The organism is Paenibacillus sp. JL3B1040, assembly GCF_057063165.1.
Window position 1 is genome coordinate 5,193,593 of record NZ_CM169317.1, and the last position, 22,534, is coordinate 5,216,126.

Consider the following 22,534-nt stretch of genomic DNA (forward strand, 5'->3'; position numbering starts at 1 on the left):
AAATAGCGTTAATAAATAACGCTATTCCACCGATTTTCAGCAAAATCGGGGGCTAGATAAGGAAATAGCGACATTTTATCACTTTATTTCCCCGGAAATTGTCTTTCCAACTCAAATAGAGACAAAAAATCACTCTATTATCCTAACTAGATTATCCCAACTAGCCGACGATCTTCCTCCCACGTTCATCCAAAAGATACGTTCGAACACGTTCCGACCCGCTCGCTGGTTGAATCCACTGTTTGCCGGCCAGGTGATGGAGCCATTTTCTTGCGGTCTGATTCTTTATTCCCAAACTGCGAGAAACGTCGGATGGGGTGATCGGTCCTTCCGCGCGTAAAAACAAGCGTAGAATTTCCCTTTCGACGAAATGTATCGCATCGATGGTATCCCCCTCCCCCAACCATCTCCCCATAAACTGCTGCAACGTTTGTTGGCAGTAGCGCGGATTGTCGCTGACATCATCGTAGGTGAAGCGCAGTACCTTCCAGCCGTCTAAGATCAAGTCGTTTTGCCGCCGGCACTGGTCCGAGAAACGGTCGCGACTGATATTGCGCAGATGCGGCCCATATCCGTCGATTTCGATCGCTAATCGTAATCCGAAGCGAAGGTAAGCAAAGTCGAGATAGCGGAAGCCGTCTTTAAAATCAGTCACCTCATACTCGGGATGAAGATGCCGAAAATGCCCGAAGGCGGGCCACCACACTTTTTCGACAAATGCCTTCTCCGCGTGCCCGTGACCCTCCCTCAATCTTCGTTCCCTCTCCCCTTGCCGACGATTCAAATGATCGCCTAGCCACTGCGCGTACGTCTCTTGAAATCCCATCCAATGAACTACCTCCTCCAATAGAAAAATAAAACGCCTTTCGTCGACGGACTGGACATTACATCATCCGACAACAAAAGGCGTGTGCTTCACGACTTGTTTATTTGGTTGGCGCGGGATTAGCTTATTCCTCATTGTACCATAAGCCTGCAAAATTCTGCCACTTTCTCTCCAGGGATTCGTCCGGAACCTTCGACAAACATCCATGCAACATCTATGCGACATCTATGCGACATCTATGCCCATCCAAGCGACTTCCATGTCTCATCGATAAACCGTCAATATCTCCTCCATGCTCCATCCTTTATGCACCATTCGGATTTGCCGCGCGGTGTATACTTAAAGTATACTGGATTCCGTCTGACGTATTGCAACGCCAAGTAATAATTCATTACATAAAACAAATTACCGATTCTCCAAACTATGGCAACAAGAAGCGGTTGATCCACCGGTTGCCGGAATCGATACATGATAAGGAGGCTTCCTTTAATATGAATAAAACCATCGCTCCCGCCTTGAACCGGACTCGCAGCGCCTCCGTTTGGCTCATGGTCAGCGCCGTGCTTCTGACTGCAGCCACCTTGCGCTCGCCCATCACCGGGGTGGGCGCCATCATCGGCGAAATCGAAACGTCCACCGGCTTGTCGCACACGATGTCGGGGATGCTGACAACGCTGCCGCTAATCGCCTTTGCGGTATTCGCGCTGGCGGCGCCGGGCTTGTCCGCTAAGCTCGGGATCGAACGAACGTTGTTCTTCAGCATGATCCTGATGACCGGCGGTATCCTCGTCCGCTCGCTGCCGTCCATCGCCGCGCTGTTTGCCGGCACCGCGCTGATCGGGATCGCCATTGCTGTCTGCAACGTGCTGCTCCCCGGGCTGATCAAACGCGACTTCCCGGAGCAAGTCGGGCTGATGACCAGCCTGTTTACCACCTGTCTTACCTTCTGGGCGGCGATCTCCTCCGGGATCAGCGTTCCGCTGGCCGAAGGGCCGCTCGGATGGCGCGGCGCCTTGACCATTTGGGCGGTATTGACGGCCGTCGCCGCCCTCGTCTGGCTGCCGCTGCTGCGGCGCGCCGAGAAGCCCGGCGACCCCAAAGCCCGCATGGGCCACAAGGCCGCAGGCCGATCCGGCACCCTCGCGGCGGCTGGATCTACCGCCTCCGCCGACCGTCAACACGCACATAGCGTAGCCTCCGGTTCAAGCCGTCGCATTTGGGGCTCCCGAGTCGCTTGGTGGGTGACGATGTTTATGGGCTTCCAATCGATCCTGTTTTACGTCAGTATTTCATGGCTGCCGGACATCCTGCGGGAACGCGGGATGAGCGCGGAGCAAGCCGGCTGGATGCTGTCGCTGATGCAACTGGTCAGTATGGCCGGCTCATTCCTGATGCCGCTGCTCGCCGCGCGGCTCGACAGCCAGAAATGGCTGGCCGCCGCTGCCGCCTCGTTATGCGTCATCGGCTTTGGCGGAATAGGGGCAGGATCGATCTCGCTGGCCCTGCCCTTCATCCTCTTGCTCGGGATCGGCTCCGGCTCAACCTTCGGCCTGGCGATCGTCTTCTTCTCGCTGCGCTCGCGGACGACAGAGCAGGCCAGTTCCCTGTCGGGTATGGCGCAATCGATCGGTTACGTGTTGGCCGCCTTCGGGCCTACGTTGTTCGGCTATCTCCACGACCTTAGCGGCAGTTGGGACACCCCGCTTGCCGTCATTACCGGGGTGTCGGTATTAACCGCGCTGTTCGGCTACGCCGCCGGCCGTAAAGGGGAGGTCGACGCACGGTAAGCGTGAGATAGATGCGAGGTAAGTGCACGGTAGACGCGGGACAGGCGCGAGGTAGGCGCTTGGCAGGCACACGATAGGTGCGGGGTAGCAGCACCGTAGGTACACGGCAGGTGCACGGTAGGTGCACGGCAGGTGCACGGTAGGTGCACGGTAGGTGCACGGTAGGTACGAGGTAGGTACGAGGTAGGTGCACGGTAGGTACGAGGTAGGCGCACGATTGGCGGCATGGGAGGTACGGGATAAGTGCGAGCGCCCCGATGGTATACAAGCTTGGGGACATGAGGCATCAGTCTGTACAACGCGCCGCCATGCCTACTAACGCGCCCCCAACGGGCTGCAGTGCCCAACAACGCACCGCCAACGCCCACACTAACGCGCCACAAGGCACCGTAAAGCGCCTCCACAGTGCCTTCCAAGACCCATATTCGCCGCCATGCCTCAATACAAAAAGCCGTCCCACGGTGGGGTCCTATCACAGGAACTCTTCCCCCCAGGGACGGCTTTTCTTCAGCTTGTCGGCTGTTCGCCCAACTGCGGCTGTGGCTGCAGCGCCGGCTTATGCTTGAAGATCGGCACGAGGATCATCGCGCCCAGCAGCATGATGATGCCGGATACAGCGTAGATGCCGACGAGCGGAAAGATCGTCTTCAGCACGCCGGACAACGACATCATGATGACCATCATGCCCATGAACATCGGGCTGAGCACGCCGTTGACGCGGCCAACGTAGGACTGTTCCGTCCATTGCAGGATCATCGTGTTGATCCCGATCTGGATGCAAGGGAACGTCAGCCCGTTCAGAAACTGCAGCACCAGGGTCAGCGGAACGCTGGTCGACAGCCCCATACCCACGATACAAACGGCGCTGATCGCCATCCCGAAGGCCAGCAGCATTTGGGGCGGAACCTTTTTGGCCATCCCCATAATGGCACCGCCGCCGATCAGCATCGCTACGCCGTTGACCGCCAGCAAAAATTGCAGGAACTCCTTGGGCTGACCCAAGCGTTCGGTAACGACGAACAATCCAAGCGTCTGGATGATCCCGACGGAGAAGCCGGCGATCGCAAACGTCACGCCCAGTACCTTCAGCACCGGGCTGCGCCATACGTACCGGAAGCCGTCGGCCAGTTCCTTGCGGATGCTGGCGGTTGGCTCGCGTTTTGCCTCCTGTTCCTCATCCGCCGGAAGCCGGAACAGCACCACGGCCGAGATCAGGAAAGCCACGCCCATGACGCCGACCGATACGTAGATTCCAAACTGGTGATAAGAGAAAATCCCCAGGGACGGCCCGATCACCATGAATATGGCCACCAGCGACTGGAACAACGCCATCCCCTGCTGCACCTTCTCCGGATGAACATGCTGCTTGAACAGCTTCATGACCGATGGCTGCGAGAATTGCGACAAAATCGCCGAGATAAAAGTCGCAAAATAGACCGTTTCCCACGAACCGTATAGCAAAGTCAGCAGTACGGCGAAGACCGAGACGGCGGACAGGAAGTCACACCAGATCATCGTCCGCTTCGGCTTCCACCGGTCGGCGAACGCCCCGCCGATGAAGGAGAACACGAAGATCGGCGCGAATTCCACGACGGAGATCAGCGAGATCGCCAGCGGATCGTTGTTGGTCTGATCTGTCACGAACATCAGAATCGCAAAGTTGCGGACCCAGATTCCGATCTGCAAGAACAGGTTGGAGATCAGGATCGTTTGGTAAAACCGATTCCGGAACAAACTTCCGGAAGCGGGCAAAGCCTGTGAACCGTTACTCATTGTGTAAGCACCTCATTATCTCATAACTAGAACTTTTCATACGCCAAAATCGTGATGGTCAGGTGAACTATAGATTATCCATATTTCATAGAGCTCTGTCAAATGTTTTTTGTAATCCGGCTTATCCAACGCCCAGTCCAGATGTTCGTTGAGAAAATCGCCGAGCAGCGGGTTGCTGCTCTTTATCTTAATCGACTTCCCCGCCGCCTCCATCCGTCTCGGGGCGGATTTATGCGCCCGGCTCGGGATGGAACTCGGGCCATAAAACAAGCCCCCTTGGCCCATAGTTAAGGCGCAAGAGGGCTACGACCCGCTTCCTTCTCTCTTAACACGAACTTATAGCTTAAACCGATCGATCTGGTGATGCATGTCCGCCGCCATTCGCGCCAGCCCTTCCGACGCCGAGGAGATCTCCTCCATGGACGCCAGTTGCTCTTCGGTCGCGGCCGTCACGCCCTGGAAGCTCTCCATGCTGTTGGCCGAGGTCGCCGCAATCTGTTCGACCGAACGGGCAATCTCATCGGCGCTGGCCGACATTTGCTCGGTAATGGCGGATACCTCGTGGATTTGTTCCGAGATCCGCTGCGTGGAGCGTTCGATCGCCTGGAAGGCGGTTTGCGCTTCTTCGGTTACGGACATCCCCCGCTCTACGTTGGCGTTTACTTTTTCATTCATCATATGGTAGGCCTTTCCGGTCATCTCAGTCATCTGCCCAATGTGCTGTTGAATCATTTCCGCCGTGGCCCGCGACTGCTCGGCCAGCTTCCGCACTTCCCCGGCCACGACCGAGAAGCCGCGGCCCTCCTCGCCGGCCCGTGCCGCTTCAATCGCCGCGTTCAAAGCCAGCAGATTGGTCTGATTGGCGATGTCCGAAATCGCGCTGCTCATGCCGGCAACCTGTTCGCTAAGCTCATTCATCTGCTGCATCAGCTCCGCCGATTCCAGCGTCGACCGGCGGATTTCCTCCATCTGCACTCCGACAAGGTTCACCTTCTCGCTTCCTTCCCGGACATCCCCCACCGTCTGCACGGACGATTCGACGATCGTACCGGACGCTTCGGCGATTTTTCGGATCCCCATGGACATTTCGTCCATCGTTTTGGCGCTTTCCGCCGAAGCGGAAGCTTGTTTCTCCGCATTATCGGACGCATCCTGAACGAGCTCGGCAACGTATTCGACGGCCTTGGCGTTCTGCTCCGTACCCGCGGTCAGCTCCTCGCTGGAAGCAGCCAATTGGCTTGCGGTTTCCGACATCTCCTGCACCATATGCCGCAGGGACGCCAGCATCTCGTTGTAGTTCACGGTCAACTGGCCGATTTCGTCCCTGCGGTTCGTGGCCACATCCTCGTTCAAGTACCCTTCGCTGACCCGTTTGGCCGAACGGTTCAATTGCTCGATCGGACGAGTGATGCTGCGGATCACGATAAACAGCAACACGCCGGCAACGATCAGGGTCACGGCTAAGACGATTAGGGCCGTCCAGAAAATCGGCATGGAAGCGTCGCGGAATTCCTGAAGGTTCAGCACGCCGACGATTTTAAAGCCCGTCAGCTCGTTCGTCGTAAAGTAAGCGCTCTGCTCAACCCCCGTCTCCGGGTTCTTGTACTGCTGGAATCCCGATACCTGCTCCTGTATCTGCTGAAGAAAATCGCCTTCCGCCGGCTCTCCGGCTCCGATGGTCGGGTGGGCGACGAATTTGTTGGTCCGGTCAATCAGATAGACGTAGCCGGTTGTGCCCAGGCGCACCTCCTGAACGATTTCATTCAGTTGGGCCATATCCAGGGAGATCGTGATCGCCCCTTTCCCGTCCTTTAGCGCACGGCTAATGAATAAGTTATAGTGGCCGGTTGTGCTCGAGATGAACGGATCGATAATCACCGTTTGGTCCGGCTGCTCGAGCGCTGCTTTGTACCAATCCCTGCCTCGCGGATCGTAATCCTGCTGGCCCGGATCAGGAGCTTTCATCCAAGCCCCGTTCTCATTGCCGATGGTCAAAATCTCCAACTCGGGGTGCTTCTCCATAAATAGCTCGATCAGATTCCTTACTTCCGGCGATTGGGCATCCACCTGCGTCGAATCGATCTGCATCGCCAACTGTTCGACGTTGCGAACCTCCGCCTCCACGATGTTGTTCAAGGTTTCGTTTAGCAAATTAATGCTCGACTCCGTGCTTTCATCCATTTTGACGTGCAGTTGTACGCCGGCGCTTCGAAAGCTGGAGTAGCCGATAAGCAAACTCGGAATGATCAGCATGACGGCAAAGATCAAAAACATCCGGTTGCGCAGCGTGCGAATCTCCAGCAGACTTCTTAGGCGGGCAAAAAAAGTTTTCATGATTCTCTCCCCTTTGGTGTGCATTACGAGTATTGTTGCTTAACCTGTCCGCAATTCAGCCACGCAGCGGACTGCCGTTCTTACATGCGCATTCTCGAAAATGCCCCTTTTCTAAAAATATCAATGACCGATATAACTATATTTCGACATTTTACGACCTCTTTTTAATGATTTTCTGAAAATATTATGAAATTGTAACTTTTATCGGATAAAAAAACAGCCGTTCGTCGAATGACGAAGGCCGTTTCCTCCGGGCAGCGATGCCCCAGCCGGGGCCTGCCGATTATTTGCTTTTTTCCGCGTACTCCCGTGTCCACTCGCGGCCGGCTTCCAGCCGGCTTTCCGCGCGTTCGATCGCCGCCGTCACCTGCAAGGTCGCCGTCCCGCCGTATACGTTACGGGCGTTCACGACGCTCTCCGGCTGCAGCACTCCATAAATGCTGTCGTCAAACAATGGCGAAAACTGCTTGAACTCCTCCAGCGTCAGATCCAGTAGATATTTGCCGTTCTGGATGCAATACAGCACGGTTTTGCCGATGACCTCGTGCGCCTGGCGGAACGGCAGGCCTTTGTTCGCCAGAAAGTCGGCGATATCGGTCGCGTTGGAGAAGTCCCGGTTGACCGCCTCGCGCATCCGCTCCTTGTTCACCTTCATCGTGGCGATCATCGGCGCGAACAGCTGTAACGCCCCTTGCAGCGTGGCGACCGTATCGAACATGCCTTCCTTGTCTTCCTGCATATCCTTGTTGTATGCCAGCGGCAACGACTTCAGTACGGTCAAGAGGCCCATCAGATTGCCGTACACTCGGCCCGTTTTGCCGCGAACCAGCTCCGGCACGTCAGGATTTTTCTTCTGCGGCATAATGCTGCTGCCGGTGCAGAACGCATCGTCCAGCTCGATGAAGCGGAATTCCGTGCTGCTCCACAGCACCAGTTCCTCGCTGAGGCGCGAGAGATGCATCATCAGGATGGAGGCGTCCGCCAGAAACTCGACGATAAAGTCACGGTCGCTCACCGCATCCAGACTGTTCTCGTATACGCCGTCAAAATGCAACTGTTCGGCCACGAAATGGCGATCGATCGGAAACGTCGTTCCGGCCAGCGCTCCTGCGCCCAGCGGCAGTACATTGATCCGCTTGTAGCTGTCCTTAAGACGCTCGATGTCGCGCTGGAACATGGACACGTACGCCAGCAGATGATGGGCGAACAGGATCGGCTGCGCCCGCTGCAGATGAGTGTACCCCGGCACAATCGTATCCAGATTGGATTTGGCTTGTCCCAGCAGCGCCTCCTGCAGCTCCTGCAGCAGGCCGACGAATTCCACCACCCGCTTGCGCAGGTAGAGATGCATATCCGTGGCCACCTGATCGTTGCGGCTGCGCCCGGTGTGCAGCTTCCCCCCCACCGAGCCGACCTCGTCGATCAGTTGCTTCTCGATGTTCATATGGATGTCTTCGTCCGACACGGAATACTCCAGCTCGCCGCGGCGGATTTTCAGCAGGACCTGATGCAAGCCTTCCTTAATCCTCTCAACGTCCTCTTCCGGGAGAATGCCGCATTTGCCCAGCATGGCGACATGCGCCAAGCTTCCCTGCACATCCTCCTCCGCCAGCGCTTTGTCAAACCCGATCGAAGCGGTATATTCCTCGACTAAACGGTTGGTCTGCTTCGTAAAGCGTCCACCCCACAGCTTGCTCACCTAACCCACTCCTTAACTCGAAACTTGCTTGTTATGCGTCAACTCGAACAAGTCACATTACTTGCCGCTGTTCTGCGCCACACCCGTGCCAACCTTCAACCGCAACGCGTTCAGATGGATGAAGCCCGTCGCATCGCCTTGGTCGTACGCTTGCGTCGGATCGGCCTCCATCGTGGCGATGTCCGGGTTGTACAGGCTGACCGGACTTTTCACGCCGGCGGCGATGATGTTGCCTTTGTACAGCTTCACGCGCACCGTGCCCGTCACGTTCTTCTGGCTCTCCGTCACCAGCGCCTGCAGCGCCAGGCGCTCCGGCGCGAACCAGAAGCCGTTGTACACCAGCGTACTGTAGCGGGTGATCAGGCTGTCGCGCAGGTTCATGACCTCGCGGTCCATCGTCAGCGACTCCATTTTGCGATGGGCCGTGAACAGGATCGTCCCGCCCGGCGTCTCGTATACCCCGCGGCTCTTCATGCCGACGAAGCGGTTCTCCACCATGTCGACGCGGCCGATGCCGTGTTTGCCGCCCAACTCGTTGAGCTTCTCCATCACCGCGAGCGGGTTCAACCGTTCGCCGTTCAGCGCCACGCAATTGCCCTGCTCGAACTCCAGCTCCAGGTACTCCGGCTGATCCGGCGCATCCTCCGGCGACGCGCTGAGCAGGAACATGTCTTTGTTCTCGGGCGCGGATGCGTCGAACCACGGATCCTCCAGTACGCCGCTTTCATAGCTGATATGCAGCAGGTTGCGGTCCATCGAATACGGCTTGGCCGCCGAGGCCGTGACCGGAATGCCGTTGGCTTCCGCATAGGCGATCATCTCCGCCCGTCCCGGGAAGCGGTCGCGGAATTCGCTGAGCCGCCAAGGGGCGATCACGCGGATCTCCGGCGCCAAAGCGGCCGCCGCCAGCTCGAAGCGCACCTGGTCGTTGCCTTTGCCGGTCGCGCCGTGGGCGATGGCCGTGGCGCCTTCCGCGCGGGCGATCTCGACCATCCGCTTCGCGATCAGCGGGCGGGCGATACTGGTTCCCAGCAGATATTGCCCCTCATATAAAGCGCCCGCCTGGAACATCGGGTAAATAAAGTCCTTGGCGAATTCGTCGCGCAGGTCGTCAATGTAGACTTTGGAAGCCCCGGTCGCGAGCGCCTTCGCTTCGAGCCCGTCCAGCTCCTCCTTTTGGCCGATGTCGGCCGTAAACGCGATGATTTCCGCATCGTACGTTTCTTTTAACCATTTCAGGATCACGGACGTATCCAAGCCGCCGGAGTACGCCAGTACGATTTTTTCCTTTGCCATGATTCCTAGTCCTCCCCGAAAAAATTATCCCATCAACGCGGCCATCAGCGCTTTCTGCGCATGCAGCCGGTTCTCCGCCTGATCAAAAATAATCGAATGCTCCCCGTCGATCACGCCTTCGCTCACTTCCTCGCCCCGGTGGGCCGGCAGGCAGTGCATAAAGACATAATCCGGCTTCGCGTGCCGCGCCAGCTGCTCGTCGACCTGGTAATCGCGGAAGGCCGCCTCGCGCGCCTTCTGTTCTTCCTCGAAGCCCATGCTCGCCCACACATCGGTGTAAATGGCGTCCGCGTCTTGAACCGCCGCCTTCGGATCGCGAACCACCTCGATGACCGCGCCCGTCGCCTTGGCGATCTCCCGCGCATCCGCCACGATTTGCGGGTCCGGCTCGTATCCTTCCGGGCTGGCGACCGACACGTGGACGCCCAGCTTCGCCCCGCCGATCATCAGCGAGTGCGCCATGTTGTTGCCGTCGCCGACGTAAGCCAGCTTAAGTCCCTGCAGCGTGCCTTTATGCTCGTAAAGCGTCTGGTAATCGGCCAGCACCTGGCACGGATGGGCCAAGTCGCTTAGTCCGTTGATCACCGGCACGGTCGCGTAACGGGCCAGATCGACCACTTTATCGTGTCCGAAGGTCCGGATCATGATGCCGTCCAGGTAGCGCGACATGACCCCCGCCGTATCGGCGATCGTCTCGCCGCGTCCGAGCTGGATGTCGTTTTTGCTGAGAAAAAGAGCATGGCCCCCCAGTTGGTACGTGCCCACTTCAAAGGACACCCGCGTCCGCGTCGACGATTTTTCGAAGATCAACCCGACGGTTTTCCCCTTCAGCGGCTGGTACACCTCGCCATTCTTTTGCTTGCGCTTCAGCTCGACGGCCAAATCGATCAAATAGTGGATCTCTTCGGTCGTATAATCGGTCAGTTCAATTAAATCGCGGCCGCTTAAGTTCATGCCGCTGCGTTTCGATGGTTCCAGCAAAGTCATGGGTTCAGTTCCCCTCCTTGGAAATATAGGCGGCAACGACCTCGGCCAAAATCGCCACGGCCTGATCGATTTCCTCCTTCGACACCTTGAGGTTCGGCAGCAGGCGGATCACGTCAGGACCGGCGGTGACGAACAGCAGGCCGTGCCGCTGGCCAAGCAGAACAATGTCGCCAACCGGACCGGCGCATTCGATCCCGATCAACAAGCCTTTGCCGCGCACCTCTTTGACGAACGGCACTTCCTTGAACGTCTCCTTCACGAGGCCGACCAAGTAATCGCCCATTTCCGCCGCGTGCTCCGGAATGCGCTCCTCCTGCATCGTCTCCAGCGTCGCGATGATTGCCGACGTGACGATCGGGTTGCCGCCAAATGTCGAAGCGTGGCTACCCGGAGGAAACGCCTCGCGCAAATATTCCTTGGCCAGCATCGCCCCGGCCGGCAGGCCGCTGGCAATCCCTTTGGCCGACGTGAAAATATCCGGTTCGATGCCGTAATGCTGATGGGCAAACCATTTGCCCGTACGTCCCATGCCGGTCTGCACCTCGTCGATAATCAGCAGCAGCCCCTGCGCCTTGCACAGCTCGGCCAGCTCCTGCACGAACGCCGGATCGACCGGATACACGCCGCCTTCGGCCTGCACCATCTCCAGCATGATTCCCGCCGTCTGCGGGCCGATCGCCGCTTTCAGCGCCGGGATGTCATGCAGGGGCACGGTTTTGAAGCCTTCCGGGAGCGGCAGATAGCCGTCCTTAACCTTAGGCTGGCCGGTCGCGGTCAGCGTAGCCAGCGTCCGGCCATGGAACGACTGCTCGAACGTAATCATCTCGTAGCGGTTGGTCCCTTTGATCTTCTGATGGTAGCGCCGCGCCAGCTTGATTGCCGCTTCGTTCGCTTCGGCGCCGCTGTTGCAGAAGAAAACGACGTCCGCGCAGCTGATCTCCGTCAGCTTCCGCGCTGCCGTCTCCTGCTGCGGGATGTGGAACAGGTTGCTCACATGCCACAGCTCATCCAGTTGGGCCTTTACCTTGGCGGCCACCTTCTCCGGGGCGTGCCCCAGGTTAGCGACCGCGAGGCCGCTCATGAAATCGAGGTAGCGGTTGCCCTTGTCGTCCCATAGCCAGCTGCCCTTCCCTTTGACCAGGCGAATCGGGTACCGGGCATAGCTGGGGAACAACGCGCTGGGGCTGCTCCCTTCCGCTGCGTCCGCGGCTGCAGCGGCGCCGCCGGCTCCGGTTGCCGGAACCGTAGTTGCTTCTTTCAGATCGCTTTGCGCCATCGTTTTTTCCACTCCCATCTTCTTCATAACTAATATAACCTTGTACCAACCGATTCGCTACGCCATCCGCACAATTCGGGTGCCGATGCGTTCGCCGGCCAGCAGCTTGCCAAGCACGCCAGGCACGCTGCCGCCCACGATGACGGCTTCCTTCACGCTGCCGCTAATGCAGGCCACTGCAGCACGCACCTTCGGGATCATGCCGCCGTAGATTTCTCCGGTCGAGATCATGTCTTCGATTTGCTGTACGGTGATGGAATCCAGCACCTTCTTTTCGGTCCCGGTCATTTTCAAAATGCCCGGCACGTCGGTCACAACGATCATCCGCGACACGCCGAGAGCGGAGGCGACGGCGCCTGCAGCCGTGTCGGCGTTTATGTTATAACGCTGCTGGCCGTCAGCACCGATGCCAACGGGAGCGATCACCGGAATGTAACCGAGGTCCAGCACCCCGCCGATCAGTTCGGCGTTGACGTCCGTCACGTCGCCGACGAGTCCGACCTCTTTGCGGTTCGCGACCGGCTTCGCCCGCAGCAGGCTTCCGTCCACGCCGGACAGGCCCAACGCCTTCCCGCCGTTTTGGGCGATGCGGCGCACGATCGTCTTGTTGATGCTGCCCGCCAGCACCATTTCCACGACGTCCAGCACTTCCTCCGTCGTATAACGCAGCCCGCCGACGAACTTGCTTTCAATCCCCAGCTTGCCGAGGTTATCGGAAATGGCCGGGCCGCCGCCGTGCACGATGACCGGCTGTACCCCGTCCTTCTGCAACTGCACCAGGTCGGCAAAAAAAGAATCCGGCAGCTCCGCGAGCGTGCTGCCGCCACATTTCATCACAAACATTGCCATTGCTTGGTTGTCTCCTTTCCGGAGTTATCTTATCTGGTTAATGATTTATCTTATGAATTCATTAGGTTCGATAAGCCGCGTTAATGCGGACGTAGTCATAGGTCAGATCGCAGCCCCAGGCCGTCGCTTCGCCGTTGCCGTTATGCAGGTCGACGGAGATGGCCACTGTATCGCCCTTCAAATAGGCGAGCGCCTCCTCCTCGTCGAAAGGAATCGGACGCGAGCCCGTCAGCACGGCGATGTCGCCCAGCTTGATATCGACCGTCTCCGGGTTGACCGGCTCGCCGGCGCGGCCGACCGCGGCGATGATGCGGCCCCAGTTGGCGTCGGCGCCAAACACCGCCGATTTGACCAGGCTCGAGCCGACGACCGTCTTGGCGATCGCGCGGGCGGAGTCGTCGGTCACGGCGCCGCGGACCGCCACTTCCACGAGGCGCGTGGCGCCTTCGCCGTCGCGGGCGATCGCCTTGGCCAGCGTCTCGCACACGTGGCGGAAGGCTGCGGCGAACGTATCCCAATCGGCATGAGCGGACGACAGCTCCCGGTTGCCGGCCAACCCGCTGGCCAGCGCCAGCAGCATGTCGTTCGTGCTCGTATCGCCGTCGACGGTGATCATGTTAAACGTCGCGTCGGTCGTTTGCCCGAGCAGGCTTTGCAGCGCCTGCGGCTCAATGGCGGCGTCGGTCGTGACGAACGCCAGCATGGTGGCCATGTTCGGATGAATCATGCCCGAACCTTTGGCGGCCCCGGCGATCGTCACCTCGCGGCCGTCGACGTCGAGCTTCACGCACACCTCTTTCTTCACGAGGTCCGTGGTCAGGATCGCTTGACAGAACTGCTCGGCCCCCACGCCGTTCGCCGCCAACGCCGCCGGCAATCCGGCGATGCCGGCGTGGACGCGGTCCATCGGCAGCAGCTCGCCGATGACGCCGGTGGAAGCTACGGCGACTTCGTGTTCGCCGAGCCCGAACGCTTCCGCCGCCGCGGCGCGCATCGCGTACGCGTCGGCTTCGCCCTGCGCGCCGGTGCACGCGTTGGCGTTGCCGCTGTTCACGACGACGGCCCGCAGCCGCCGCCCGCTTGACGCGACGCTCTCGCGCGTCACTTTGAGCGGCGCGGCCTGGAATACGTTCGTCGTGTAAACCGCCGCGGCTACCGCCGGCACCTCGCAGAGGATCGCGCCGAGATCGTTGCGCGTCGTCTTCTTCAGACCGCAATGCAAGCCGCCGGCCCGAAACCCTTTTGGCGAAGTGATACTCCCCTCCGGCGCTGCTCGAAATAAACTAACCACTCCCATGACGTACTCCTTTCACAAGCCGATAAAGTAGATATTACCTATGGATAAACCGGCGTCAGCTTCAAGCCGGTCGTCTCTTCCCAGCCCATCATCAGATTCAGGTTCTGAATCGCTTGCCCGGCCGCGCCTTTGACCAAGTTGTCAATGACGGACACGATCGTCAGCCGGCCCGTCCGCGCATCCGCCGCAAAACCGATGTCGCAGTAGTTGGAGCCAAACACCTCTTTGGTTGCCGGCCATTTGCCGGTATCCCGGATACGAACGAACGGACGCCCCTCGTAATATTGGCGGTACAGTTGGACCAGATCTTCCTCCGTATACGCCCCCTTAAGCTGGGCGTACATCGTGCACATAATCCCCCGCGTCATCGGGGCAAGGTGCGTCGTGAACGTCACCGTCACCGGTTCGCCGGCGATTTGCCCCAAGGTTTGCTCGATCTCGGGGATATGCTGATGTTTGTTGACTTTATATACTTTCATATTTTCATTGATTTCCGCGTAATGGTTCGTCAGGCTCATGCCACGGCCCGCGCCGGACACGCCCGACTTGGCGTCGATGATGATGCTGGCCGGATCGATCCAACCCGCGCTTAGCGCCGGGATCAGGCCGAGCAGGGTAGCGGTCGGATAGCAGCCCGGGTTGGAGACCAGCTCCTTGCCCTGCACCTCGTCGCCGTAAATTTCGGCCAGACCGTACACGGCCCGCTCCAGCCATCCGGCTGCCGGAGCTTCATGTTTATACCAAGCCTCGTATTCGTTGCCGTCCTTGAGCCGAAAATCGCCGGACAAGTCGATCACCTTGAGCCCGGCTTCAAGCAACTGCGGTACCAGCTTGGCGCTGACCCCGGACGGCGTGGCCGTAAACACGACATCGGCCTTCGCCGCAAGCTCCTCCGGATTCAAGCCGTCCAGCGGCTGAAAGATGATCTCCGACAAATGCGGAAACCCGTCCGTCAAGGGCTCCCCGGCGCTGGAGACGGAAATGACCGAAACGATCTCGGCCTGCGGATGTCCCCATAAAAAACGAATCAGCTCCACGCCCCCATACCCCGTGGAACCGACGATCGCGACTTTTACTTTTTCCCCGTTCACTCTGCTAACCTCGCTTCCTCTCCCATGTATAAGCCGATGAAACGGCGTTATGCATAAATCCGTAGTAAATATGTATTATTATACAGCCGAACTTATATAAATACAACAGCTCTCGCAAAAAATTTCCCCTTGCATGTCAGGCTTCCCCAAGCCGGCTTTTATTGCATGACCCGAATCAAGTATATTAAGAAGGGGTTTGGTTATATACCGTAAACGAAGGAGGAGATGCAGGATGACGACCGGTAAAACGATCGCATTCGTATACGCTCATCCCGATGATGAGACGTTTGGCTGTGCTTATCTGATCCGGCAGATCGCCGATGAAGGGGGCCGCGCCGTCCTGTTGACGGCCACTCGGGGAGACGCGGGCAAAACCGGGCATTTGGGAAAGATGACGCGCGAGCAGTTGGCTGCCCGAAGAGATAAGGAACTGGAGAAGGCCGCCGGGATCCTGGGCATCTCCGTCGTGGAGCAGTTGGGACTGCCGGATGGCAAGCTGAAGGCGGAGGAGCCGGGGATGATGCAGGAGAAAATTGCCGATTTCTTGCGGCGCCATCAGGCGGAAGTGGTGGTCACGTTCCCGGAGGACGGTCTCTCCGGACATCCGGATCATATCGTGATCCACCATGCCGTGAACGAGGTCGTACTTGGCGGGCAGGCGCCTGCCGTGCAGAAGTTGTATTACAACCAATTCGGATCGTATGCTTCCGATCATTCCAGCGTGCTGCGCGTGGAAGCCGGCAACCGCTGGGAAGCCAAACGCCGGGCGCTGGCCGCCCATGAATCGCAAATCGGGAGCGTAGAGCGGGTGTTCGGCGTTTTGGGACCGGAGGTACCGCCCGGCCACCGGTTCGAGTCGTTCGAGTTGATTTGGGAGCGGGGCGAGCGGTTTCCTGGGAAATCCGAGCAATCCATCTACGACGGCTTGCTATAACAAAAAACGTCCGAAATTCCTCGGACGTTTTTTTCGTTTGGGGTTAAGTGAGGAGGGCTCGGGGCTTACTGTGCGGGTGCTATTGCACGATTATCCCGTTCGCTCAGATCGTAAAGAGTAACCGACAAGCTTACATGTTATATGTTCCCGTCCGGGTCCCCTGAACAAAAGGGATAATGGCGCAAAGCAGCCCCACAAACACTACAACACCTCAACTATTCGCCCTGCACTTTTTTAAACCCTTCCCCCAGCACCTCATGGGCATTCGTGATGATCACAAAAGCGTTTGAGTCGATCGTCTGCACCAGTGTCTTAAGCCGCGTTACTTCGCTTTGCCCGACCACGACCATCAGCACGGTCCGCGCATCGCCGGTATAGCCGCCGCGGCCGTCCAGCTTGGTCAGCCCCCGGTCCAGGTGGGTAAGCACCGCCTGCGAAATCTCCTCCGTCCGCTCGGCAATAATATAAGCAACCTTCGTATAATTGAAGCCAAGCTCGATGACATCGATGATCTTGCCGGTGATGTACAAGCCGATCAAGGCGTACAGCGCTTTTTCCAGAGACAGCAAAGCCCCCGCCATTGCGATGACGATCCCGTCCATCATCACGACGCAGACGGAGAGGCTGAGGCCGCTGTATTTCTGGATGATTTGCGCCAAGGTGGATAACCCGCCGGTTGACCCCCGGCCCCGGAACACGATACCGAGCCCAAGCCCCACGCCGATACCTCCATATAAAGAAGCCAGCAACGGATCCGTCGTTGGCACGGGAATCTCTCGCGTCAGAAAGACGAAAAACGGCAGCACCACCGTGCCCAGCAAAGAACGGATGGAATAATCGCGCCCGAGCAGCAAATAGCCTGCGACAAACAAAGGGATGTTCAGCGCCCACTGAGTATAAGCCGGTTCAATTCCAATCAGGTACTGAACAATGATTGAAATCCCCGACACTCCGCCCGAAGCGATATTGCTGGGCACCAGAAACAGGTTAAACGCCAAAGCGGTAATCAGCGAACCGGCGATAATCATCACCGTATCCAGGGTGTGGCGAACCGGGCCGGTGACCGGGATATAATCATGGAATCTGCGTTTGCGGACTTTCGGCGGCATTCCTGCCCCTCCTTATTTGCTTATCAATAGGTACCCAAAAGAAAACCCACCCGTACCAAGTGTGGCTAAGGTGGGTGATATGAACAACGGCTCGGTCGGGCAGGATGCCCTAATAGCACCCGCCGTTCAGCTCTCCGTCCTAATCTGGCTGCGCAGATACCCGTCGATAAAAGCGTCCAGATCCCCGTCCATCACCGCGCCGACGTTGCCCGTCTCCACGGAAGTCCGGTGATCCTTGACCATGCTGTACGGGTGGAACACGTACGAGCGGATCTGGCTGCCCCAGGCGATGTCCGACTGCTCGCCGCGGATTTCGTCCAACTCGCGCTGCTGCTCCTCGATTTTGCGTTCGTACAGCTTGGAGCGGAGCATCGTCATCGCCCGTTCGCGGTTCTTGATCTGCGAGCGTTCGTTCTGGCAGGTGACGACGATCCCGGTCGGAATATGGGTGATCCGCACCGCCGAGTCGGTCGTGTTGATATGCTGACCGCCGGCGCCGCTGGCGCGGTACGTATCGATTTTCAAATCCTCGGTGCGGATGTCGACCTCCACATCATCGCTGATTTCCGGCACGACGTCGCAGGAGACGAAGGACGTATGCCGGCGTCCGGAAGCGTCGAACGGCGAAATGCGTACCAGCCGGTGCACGCCCTTCTCCGCCTTCAGGTAGCCGTAGGCGTTGTAGCCCTTGATCAACAGCGTAACGCTCTTGATCCCGGCTTCGTCGCCCGGCAGGTAGTCCAGCGTCTCGACCTTGAAGCCGCGCTTCTCCGCCCAGCGGGTGTACATCCGCAGCAGCATTTGGCCCCAGTCCTGGGACTCGGTGCCGCCGGCGCCGGGATGCAGCTCGAGAATCGCGTTCATTTTGTCGTATGGCTGGTTGAGCAGCAGCTGGAGTTCAAACTCCTCCAGCTTCTTCACGAGCGCCGCGACAGAGCCCGCGATCTCGCCGGCCAGCGACTCGTCGCCTTCCTCTTCGGCGAGCTCGGCCATCATTTCCAGCTCGTCATATTCGTTCTGCAGTGCCGCATACTGGTCGACGGAAGATTTCACCGCGTTCATCTCGGCGATGATCCCCTGGGCTTTCTCGTTATCGTCCCAGAAATCCGGCGCCGCCATTTTCTCCTCAAAGTTGGCGATCATCTCTTGCTTCAGATCTAAGTCAAAGAGACCCCCTAAGGTTGGTTAATTTCTTCGCGATTTCGCGCATGTCCTGTTTCACGTTCGCATCGATCATACGTTGAATCACCTTTCTTTCTTCAAATTCGCTGCCACACGGGCAAAAACGGGCGACCCGGGGATTCCCAGGCCACCCGTTGTTCTTCATTGTCAGTCAGACTTATGCGTTCTGACCGTGGCAGTGTTTATACTTCTTCCCGCTGCCGCACGGGCACAGGTCGTTGCGTCCGACGGTATCACCGCGTTTGACCGGGCGTTTCTCGGCCGGCTCGCCGCTGGTGGAGATTTTGCTCTCCTCCACAACCGCCTGACGCTCCTGATTCGTTTCGATTTGCGCCTTCATAATATAGGTAGCCACTTCTTCTTGAATGCTGGCGACCATGTTATTAAACATTTCGTAGCCTTCAAATTGATACTCGCGCAGCGGATCGGTACCGCCGTAAGCCCGGAGATGAATCCCTTGACGCAATTGATCCATCGCGTCGATATGGTCCATCCACTTGCTGTCCACGGCGCGAAGCGCGATGACTTTCTCGAACTCGCGCACCATTTCCGGACCGATCGCCTCTTCGCGCGTGTTGTATTTGGTCAGGACGAGCTCAAAAATAGACTCGACCATCTCGTTCGGTTCTTTGCCCCACAGATCGTCTTTGGATACGGCGCCTTCGTCCAGCAGCTTGCTGTTGACGTAATCGGCAACCTCCTGCAGCTCCCAGTTCTCCGGCAGCTCGTCAGCGGTATGGGCTTCAACGACCCGTTCGATGACCGGCTTGATCATATCGAGAACGATCTGCTTGATGTTCTCCGATTCCAGCAGCTCGCGGCGTTGTTTATAGATGATTTCGCGTTGTTGGTTCATCACGTCGTCATATTGCAGGACGACTTTGCGCACGTCGAAGTTGTTGCCTTCGACGCGTTTCTGTGCGGATTCGACGGCACGAGTGATCATTTTGCTCTCGATCGGCTGGTCCTCTTCGAAGCCAAGGCGGTCCATCATGTTCAGCACGTTATCCGCGCCGAACCGCTTCATCAATTCGTCACCCAGCGACAGGTAGAACTGCGTGGATCCCGGGTCGCCCTGACGGCCGGCACGGCCGCGCAGCTGGTTATCGATCCGGCGCGATTCGTGGCGCTCGGTACCTATGATATGCAGGCCGCCCAAATCGGGTACGCCCTCGCCGAGCAAAATGTCGGTACCGCGGCCCGCCATATTGGTGGCAATCGTTACCGAGCCCGGTTCCCCGGCGCGGGAGATGATTTCCGCTTCCTCCGCATGATATTTCGCGTTCAGCACCTTATGCGGCACGCCTTTGCGCTTCAGCATTTCCGATACGCGCTCGGAGTTCTCAATCGATACTGTACCGACGAGCACCGGTTGTTTTTTCTTGTGACGCTCAACGATTTCTTCTACGACCGCCTTGAACTTGCCGTCGACGCTCTTATACACGACGTCCGGCATGTCGAGGCGCTGGTTCGGCCGGTTGGTCGGGACCTGCAGCACTTCGAGACCGTAGATTTTCTTGAATTCCTCTTCCTCGGTTTTCGCCGTACCGGTCATCCCGGCCAGCTTGCGGTACATCCGGAAGTAGTTCTGGAACGTAATCGTCGCCAGCGTCATGCTTTCGTTCTGAACCTCGATGCCTTCTTTGGCTTCGATCGCCTGATGCAGACCGTCGCTGTACCGGCGGCCTTGCATGATCCGGCCCGTAAATTCGTCAACAATCAGCACTTCGTCTTCGGTTACGACGTAGTCGACGTCGCGGCGCATGATGACATTCGCTTTCAGCGCCTGCACCACATGGTGGTTCAGCGTAACGTGTTTATGATCGTACAAATTATCAATGCCGAAGACGCGTTCCGCTTTGGCGACCCCTTTTTCGGTCAGCGAAACGGCCTTGACTTTAATGTCTATGGTAAAGTCCTCTTCCGGCGTCAACGTCTTCACGAACCGGTCCGCTGCATAATACAGCTCCGTCGATTTCTGAGCTTGGCCGGAAATGATGAGCGGCGTCCGCGCTTCATCGATCAAAATGGAGTCCACTTCGTCAATGATACAAAAATACAGCGGCCGCTGTACCATCTGTTCTTTGTAAAGCACCATATTGTCGCGCAGGTAGTCGAACCCGAATTCGTTGTTCGTCCCGTACGTGATGTCGCAAGCGTAAGCTTCCTGTTTCTGCTCATGCTCCATGCCGTTCAGGTTCACCCCTACGGTCATGCCAAGGAAGTTGTAAATCTGCCCCATCTGCTGGCTATCGCGTTGTGCCAAGTAGTCGTTGACGGTAACGACGTGCACGCCTTTCCCCAGGAGCGCATTCAAATAAACCGGCAGGGTTCCGACCAGCGTCTTCCCTTCACCGGTTTTCATCTCCGCGATTCGGCCTTCGTGAAGCGCCATACCGCCGACCAACTGTACGTCGAAGTGACGCATGCCCAGCGTGCGCTTGGAAGCTTCCCGTACCGTGGCAAAAGCTTCCGGCAGCAGCTCATCCAGCGTTTCGCCTTTCTCGATCCGTTCCCGGAACTCGGCGGTTTTCGCCTGCAACTGCTCGTCCGATAGCGCCTCAAATTGCGGCTCCAATGAATTAATATAATCTACCGTCTTCATGAGACGTTTGACATCACGTTCGTTCGTGTCGCCAAAAATCTTCTTTACTAATCCCAGCATGATTTACCCCTTTCACGCATAAACAGATGATTTGCCTAAATTGTAACAGTTTGTAAGGCATGCCGCAACACGCTCCGTCATGTCTGCACTGCGGTAAAGCGCCTTTGTATACGAATAAAGAGCCCTATCCGCGGGCGGATAAGGCTCGTTTCCTTTGCGTTCGGATCACAGGAATTACCACCTGGTTCAACCCATCGTCATAATTATACGATCCGCCGGGGTATTAGTCCTGCTCGATCAAACCGTATTTGCCGTCATTGCGCTTGTAAACGACGTTGACTTCCTTGGTATCGATGTTCGAGAAAACGAAGAAGTTGTGTCCTACCATATTCATTTGCAAAATCGCTTCCTCGACGTCCATCGGCTTCAAGGTGAAGCGCTTCGTGCGGACCACTTCCAGCTCGTCGTCGCTTTCATCCAGCGCCACGGAGCCTGCGGTTGCCCCCTCGACAAAGAGGCTGTTCTTCACGCCTTTCTGACGCAGCTTACGGTTGATTTTCGTTTTGTGCTTGCGAATTTGACGCTCGAGCTTGTCCACAACCGCATCAATGGATGCGTACATGTCGTCGCTGCGGTCCTCCGCGCGAAGCACAACGCCGATCAGAGGAATCGTTACCTCGACCGCGTGCAAACCTCGTACCACACTTAATGTGACAGTACCGTCTGAGGTGGGGGGTGCATCAAAGTACTTGTCAAGCCGGCTGAGTTTCTTGTCTACGTAGTCACGCAAGGCCTCAGTCACTTCAATCTGCTGTCCTCGAATACTAAAATTCATAGGGCACTCCTCCTTTGCTTTGCACCTTCATTATACCATGGCGTAAAGGCAAAGTAAAAAATGTTAAAGGGCCGTAAAACGGCCCGGCATCGGCATCCTAACGCGGGTTAGGCGGCCATTCCCCATCCTATAGGGTACGGCGCCGCCTTCCGGCTCCCCGCCAGCGATTCAACAACATCGCGAACGCCGCGCCGCATACCGCCCCGATCGTATCCAGCACCACGTCCTGCACCAGCGCCGTCCGTCCCGGGGTCAAGCTCTGATGCCACTCGTCCGTGCAGGCATAAAGGAACGCGATCAGGACCGCGTAGACATAGCGCCGTCCGCCGTTGGTCCGCGCATTCCCGCCTAGCGCGAACACGAGTAGAGCCGCCAACAGAGCATAACTGCCGAAATGCGCCGCTTTGCGGATGAAGAACTCGATAAAGCTCGCCCCGCCCACGCTCTCCACGCTGATTTCATGCCCGCCGTAGCTGAACCGGATCCCGCCGAACCAGTCGGCGATCCATTGGTCCGAGGTGTTTTTTTCGATATCCGGCACCAGGGACTGCTCCTCATACGACTGGGATGAGAACGCAAAAAGGATCGCCATCAAAGCGATCGCCGGCAGCCAGCGGAGCCAAGGCCGAAGGTTGTGCATGGGGGTCACCTCGT

The 22,534-nt window shown here is 57.8% G+C and carries 18 protein-coding genes; 2 read left to right on the plus strand and 16 right to left on the minus strand.

The window, feature by feature from the left end; translation table 11 throughout:
* Nucleotides 1-160 precede the first annotated feature (160 nt).
* Nucleotides 161-826, minus strand: coding sequence for a DNA-binding response regulator (locus ACZF99_RS23825; RefSeq protein WP_483607369.1), 666 nt, complete (start codon nt 824-826; stop codon nt 161-163).
* A 491-nt stretch (nt 827-1,317) separates the two neighbouring features.
* Here ACZF99_RS23825 and ACZF99_RS23830 point away from each other — a divergent pair, with 491 nt between their 5' ends.
* On the plus strand, nt 1,318-2,613 hold the full coding sequence (locus ACZF99_RS23830) for a CynX/NimT family MFS transporter (RefSeq protein ID WP_483607370.1): 1,296 nt from the start codon (nt 1,318-1,320) through the stop codon (nt 2,611-2,613).
* A 507-nt stretch (nt 2,614-3,120) separates the two neighbouring features.
* On the opposite strand, the gene ACZF99_RS23835 is transcribed toward ACZF99_RS23830, so the two are convergent.
* From ACZF99_RS23835 to argC, 10 genes are all read right to left on the minus strand, one after another.
* Complete coding sequence (locus tag ACZF99_RS23835) at nt 3,121-4,386, minus strand: MFS transporter (protein ID WP_483607371.1); 1,266 nt, start codon at nt 4,384-4,386, stop codon at nt 3,121-3,123.
* 36 nt (nt 4,387-4,422) lie between these two features.
* Nucleotides 4,423-4,671, minus strand: a complete 249-nt coding sequence (locus ACZF99_RS23840) for a hypothetical protein (RefSeq protein ID WP_483607372.1) — start codon at nt 4,669-4,671, stop codon at nt 4,423-4,425.
* A gap of 51 nt (nt 4,672-4,722) precedes the next feature.
* Nucleotides 4,723-6,720, minus strand: a complete 1,998-nt coding sequence (locus ACZF99_RS23845; protein WP_483607373.1) for a methyl-accepting chemotaxis protein — start codon at nt 6,718-6,720, stop codon at nt 4,723-4,725.
* Nucleotides 6,721-7,003: 283 nt separating this feature from the next.
* A complete protein-coding gene (gene argH / locus ACZF99_RS23850; RefSeq protein ID WP_483607374.1) occupies nt 7,004-8,419 on the minus strand; it encodes an argininosuccinate lyase in 1,416 nt (471 codons plus the stop codon).
* Nucleotides 8,420-8,476: 57 nt separating this feature from the next.
* Nucleotides 8,477-9,715, minus strand: coding sequence for an argininosuccinate synthase (locus tag ACZF99_RS23855; RefSeq protein ID WP_483607375.1), 1,239 nt, complete (start codon nt 9,713-9,715; stop codon nt 8,477-8,479).
* A 24-nt stretch (nt 9,716-9,739) separates the two neighbouring features.
* Nucleotides 9,740-10,702, minus strand: a complete 963-nt coding sequence (argF, locus tag ACZF99_RS23860) for an ornithine carbamoyltransferase (RefSeq protein WP_483607376.1) — start codon at nt 10,700-10,702, stop codon at nt 9,740-9,742.
* 4 nt (nt 10,703-10,706) lie between these two features.
* A complete protein-coding gene (locus ACZF99_RS23865; RefSeq protein ID WP_483612932.1) occupies nt 10,707-11,978 on the minus strand; it encodes an aspartate aminotransferase family protein in 1,272 nt (423 codons plus the stop codon).
* Nucleotides 11,979-12,035: 57 nt separating this feature from the next.
* Nucleotides 12,036-12,821 (minus strand): acetylglutamate kinase, encoded by a 786-nt coding sequence (gene argB / locus ACZF99_RS23870; protein WP_483612934.1) that lies wholly within the window; start codon nt 12,819-12,821, stop codon nt 12,036-12,038.
* Between the two features lie 67 nt (nt 12,822-12,888).
* Nucleotides 12,889-14,124, minus strand: a complete 1,236-nt coding sequence (gene argJ / locus ACZF99_RS23875; RefSeq protein WP_483607377.1) for a bifunctional glutamate N-acetyltransferase/amino-acid acetyltransferase ArgJ — start codon at nt 14,122-14,124, stop codon at nt 12,889-12,891.
* Between the two features lie 38 nt (nt 14,125-14,162).
* Entirely contained in the window at nt 14,163-15,215 is a 1,053-nt protein-coding gene (gene argC / locus ACZF99_RS23880) for an N-acetyl-gamma-glutamyl-phosphate reductase (protein WP_483607378.1), read from the minus strand.
* 232 nt (nt 15,216-15,447) lie between these two features.
* On the opposite strand from argC, the gene ACZF99_RS23885 reads away from it, so the two are divergent.
* Nucleotides 15,448-16,149, plus strand: coding sequence for a PIG-L deacetylase family protein (locus tag ACZF99_RS23885; RefSeq protein WP_483607379.1), 702 nt, complete (start codon nt 15,448-15,450; stop codon nt 16,147-16,149).
* Between the two features lie 215 nt (nt 16,150-16,364).
* On the opposite strand, the gene ACZF99_RS23890 is transcribed toward ACZF99_RS23885, so the two are convergent.
* The 5 genes from ACZF99_RS23890 to ACZF99_RS23910 form a co-directional block, all read right to left on the minus strand.
* The gene (locus tag ACZF99_RS23890; protein WP_483607380.1) at nt 16,365-17,258 is read right to left on the minus strand and encodes a YitT family protein; all 894 of its coding nucleotides are present in this window, start codon (nt 17,256-17,258) and stop codon (nt 16,365-16,367) included.
* Nucleotides 17,259-17,384: 126 nt separating this feature from the next.
* Nucleotides 17,385-18,495 (minus strand): peptide chain release factor 2 gene (gene prfB / locus ACZF99_RS23895; protein WP_483607381.1). Its coding sequence is split into 2 segments (ribosomal slippage): nt 17,385-18,422 and nt 18,424-18,495, totalling 1,110 coding nucleotides; the frame shifts between segments, so codons are not numbered across the junction.
* 102 nt (nt 18,496-18,597) lie between these two features.
* The gene (gene secA, locus ACZF99_RS23900; RefSeq protein WP_483607382.1) at nt 18,598-21,105 is read right to left on the minus strand and encodes a preprotein translocase subunit SecA; all 2,508 of its coding nucleotides are present in this window, start codon (nt 21,103-21,105) and stop codon (nt 18,598-18,600) included.
* A 223-nt stretch (nt 21,106-21,328) separates the two neighbouring features.
* Complete coding sequence (hpf, locus tag ACZF99_RS23905; RefSeq protein WP_483607383.1) at nt 21,329-21,880, minus strand: ribosome hibernation-promoting factor, HPF/YfiA family; 552 nt, start codon at nt 21,878-21,880, stop codon at nt 21,329-21,331.
* A 127-nt stretch (nt 21,881-22,007) separates the two neighbouring features.
* A complete protein-coding gene (locus tag ACZF99_RS23910) occupies nt 22,008-22,520 on the minus strand; it encodes a VanZ family protein (protein ID WP_483607384.1) in 513 nt (170 codons plus the stop codon).
* Nucleotides 22,521-22,534: the final 14 nt, after the last annotated feature.

Excerpts from the sequence above, each read along its gene's own strand:
- ACZF99_RS23830 (WP_483607370.1), top strand. The coding sequence starts at position 1,318 with ATGAATAAAACCATCGCTCCCGCCTTGAACCGGACTCGCAGCGCCTCC.
- ACZF99_RS23835 (WP_483607371.1), bottom strand. The coding sequence starts at position 4,386 with ATGAGTAACGGTTCACAGGCTTTGCCCGCTTCCGGAAGTTTGTTCCGG.
- argB (WP_483612934.1), bottom strand. The coding sequence starts at position 12,821 with ATGTTTGTGATGAAATGTGGCGGCAGCACGCTCGCGGAGCTGCCGGAT.
- ACZF99_RS23890 (WP_483607380.1), bottom strand. The coding sequence starts at position 17,258 with ATGCCGCCGAAAGTCCGCAAACGCAGATTCCATGATTATATCCCGGTC.
- ACZF99_RS23885 (WP_483607379.1), top strand. The coding sequence starts at position 15,448 with ATGACGACCGGTAAAACGATCGCATTCGTATACGCTCATCCCGATGAT.
- ACZF99_RS23825 (WP_483607369.1), bottom strand. The coding sequence starts at position 826 with ATGGGATTTCAAGAGACGTACGCGCAGTGGCTAGGCGATCATTTGAAT.
- ACZF99_RS23845 (WP_483607373.1), bottom strand. The coding sequence starts at position 6,720 with ATGAAAACTTTTTTTGCCCGCCTAAGAAGTCTGCTGGAGATTCGCACG.
- ACZF99_RS23855 (WP_483607375.1), bottom strand. The coding sequence starts at position 9,715 with ATGGCAAAGGAAAAAATCGTACTGGCGTACTCCGGCGGCTTGGATACG.
- hpf (WP_483607383.1), bottom strand. The coding sequence starts at position 21,880 with ATGAATTTTAGTATTCGAGGACAGCAGATTGAAGTGACTGAGGCCTTG.
- ACZF99_RS23910 (WP_483607384.1), bottom strand. The coding sequence starts at position 22,520 with ATGCACAACCTTCGGCCTTGGCTCCGCTGGCTGCCGGCGATCGCTTTG.
- argF (WP_483607376.1), bottom strand. The coding sequence starts at position 10,702 with ATGACTTTGCTGGAACCATCGAAACGCAGCGGCATGAACTTAAGCGGC.
- argJ (WP_483607377.1), bottom strand. The coding sequence starts at position 14,124 with ATGGGAGTGGTTAGTTTATTTCGAGCAGCGCCGGAGGGGAGTATCACT.
- secA (WP_483607382.1), bottom strand. The coding sequence starts at position 21,105 with ATGCTGGGATTAGTAAAGAAGATTTTTGGCGACACGAACGAACGTGAT.
- ACZF99_RS23840 (WP_483607372.1), bottom strand. The coding sequence starts at position 4,671 with ATGGGCCAAGGGGGCTTGTTTTATGGCCCGAGTTCCATCCCGAGCCGG.
- ACZF99_RS23865 (WP_483612932.1), bottom strand. The coding sequence starts at position 11,978 with ATGGCGCAAAGCGATCTGAAAGAAGCAACTACGGTTCCGGCAACCGGA.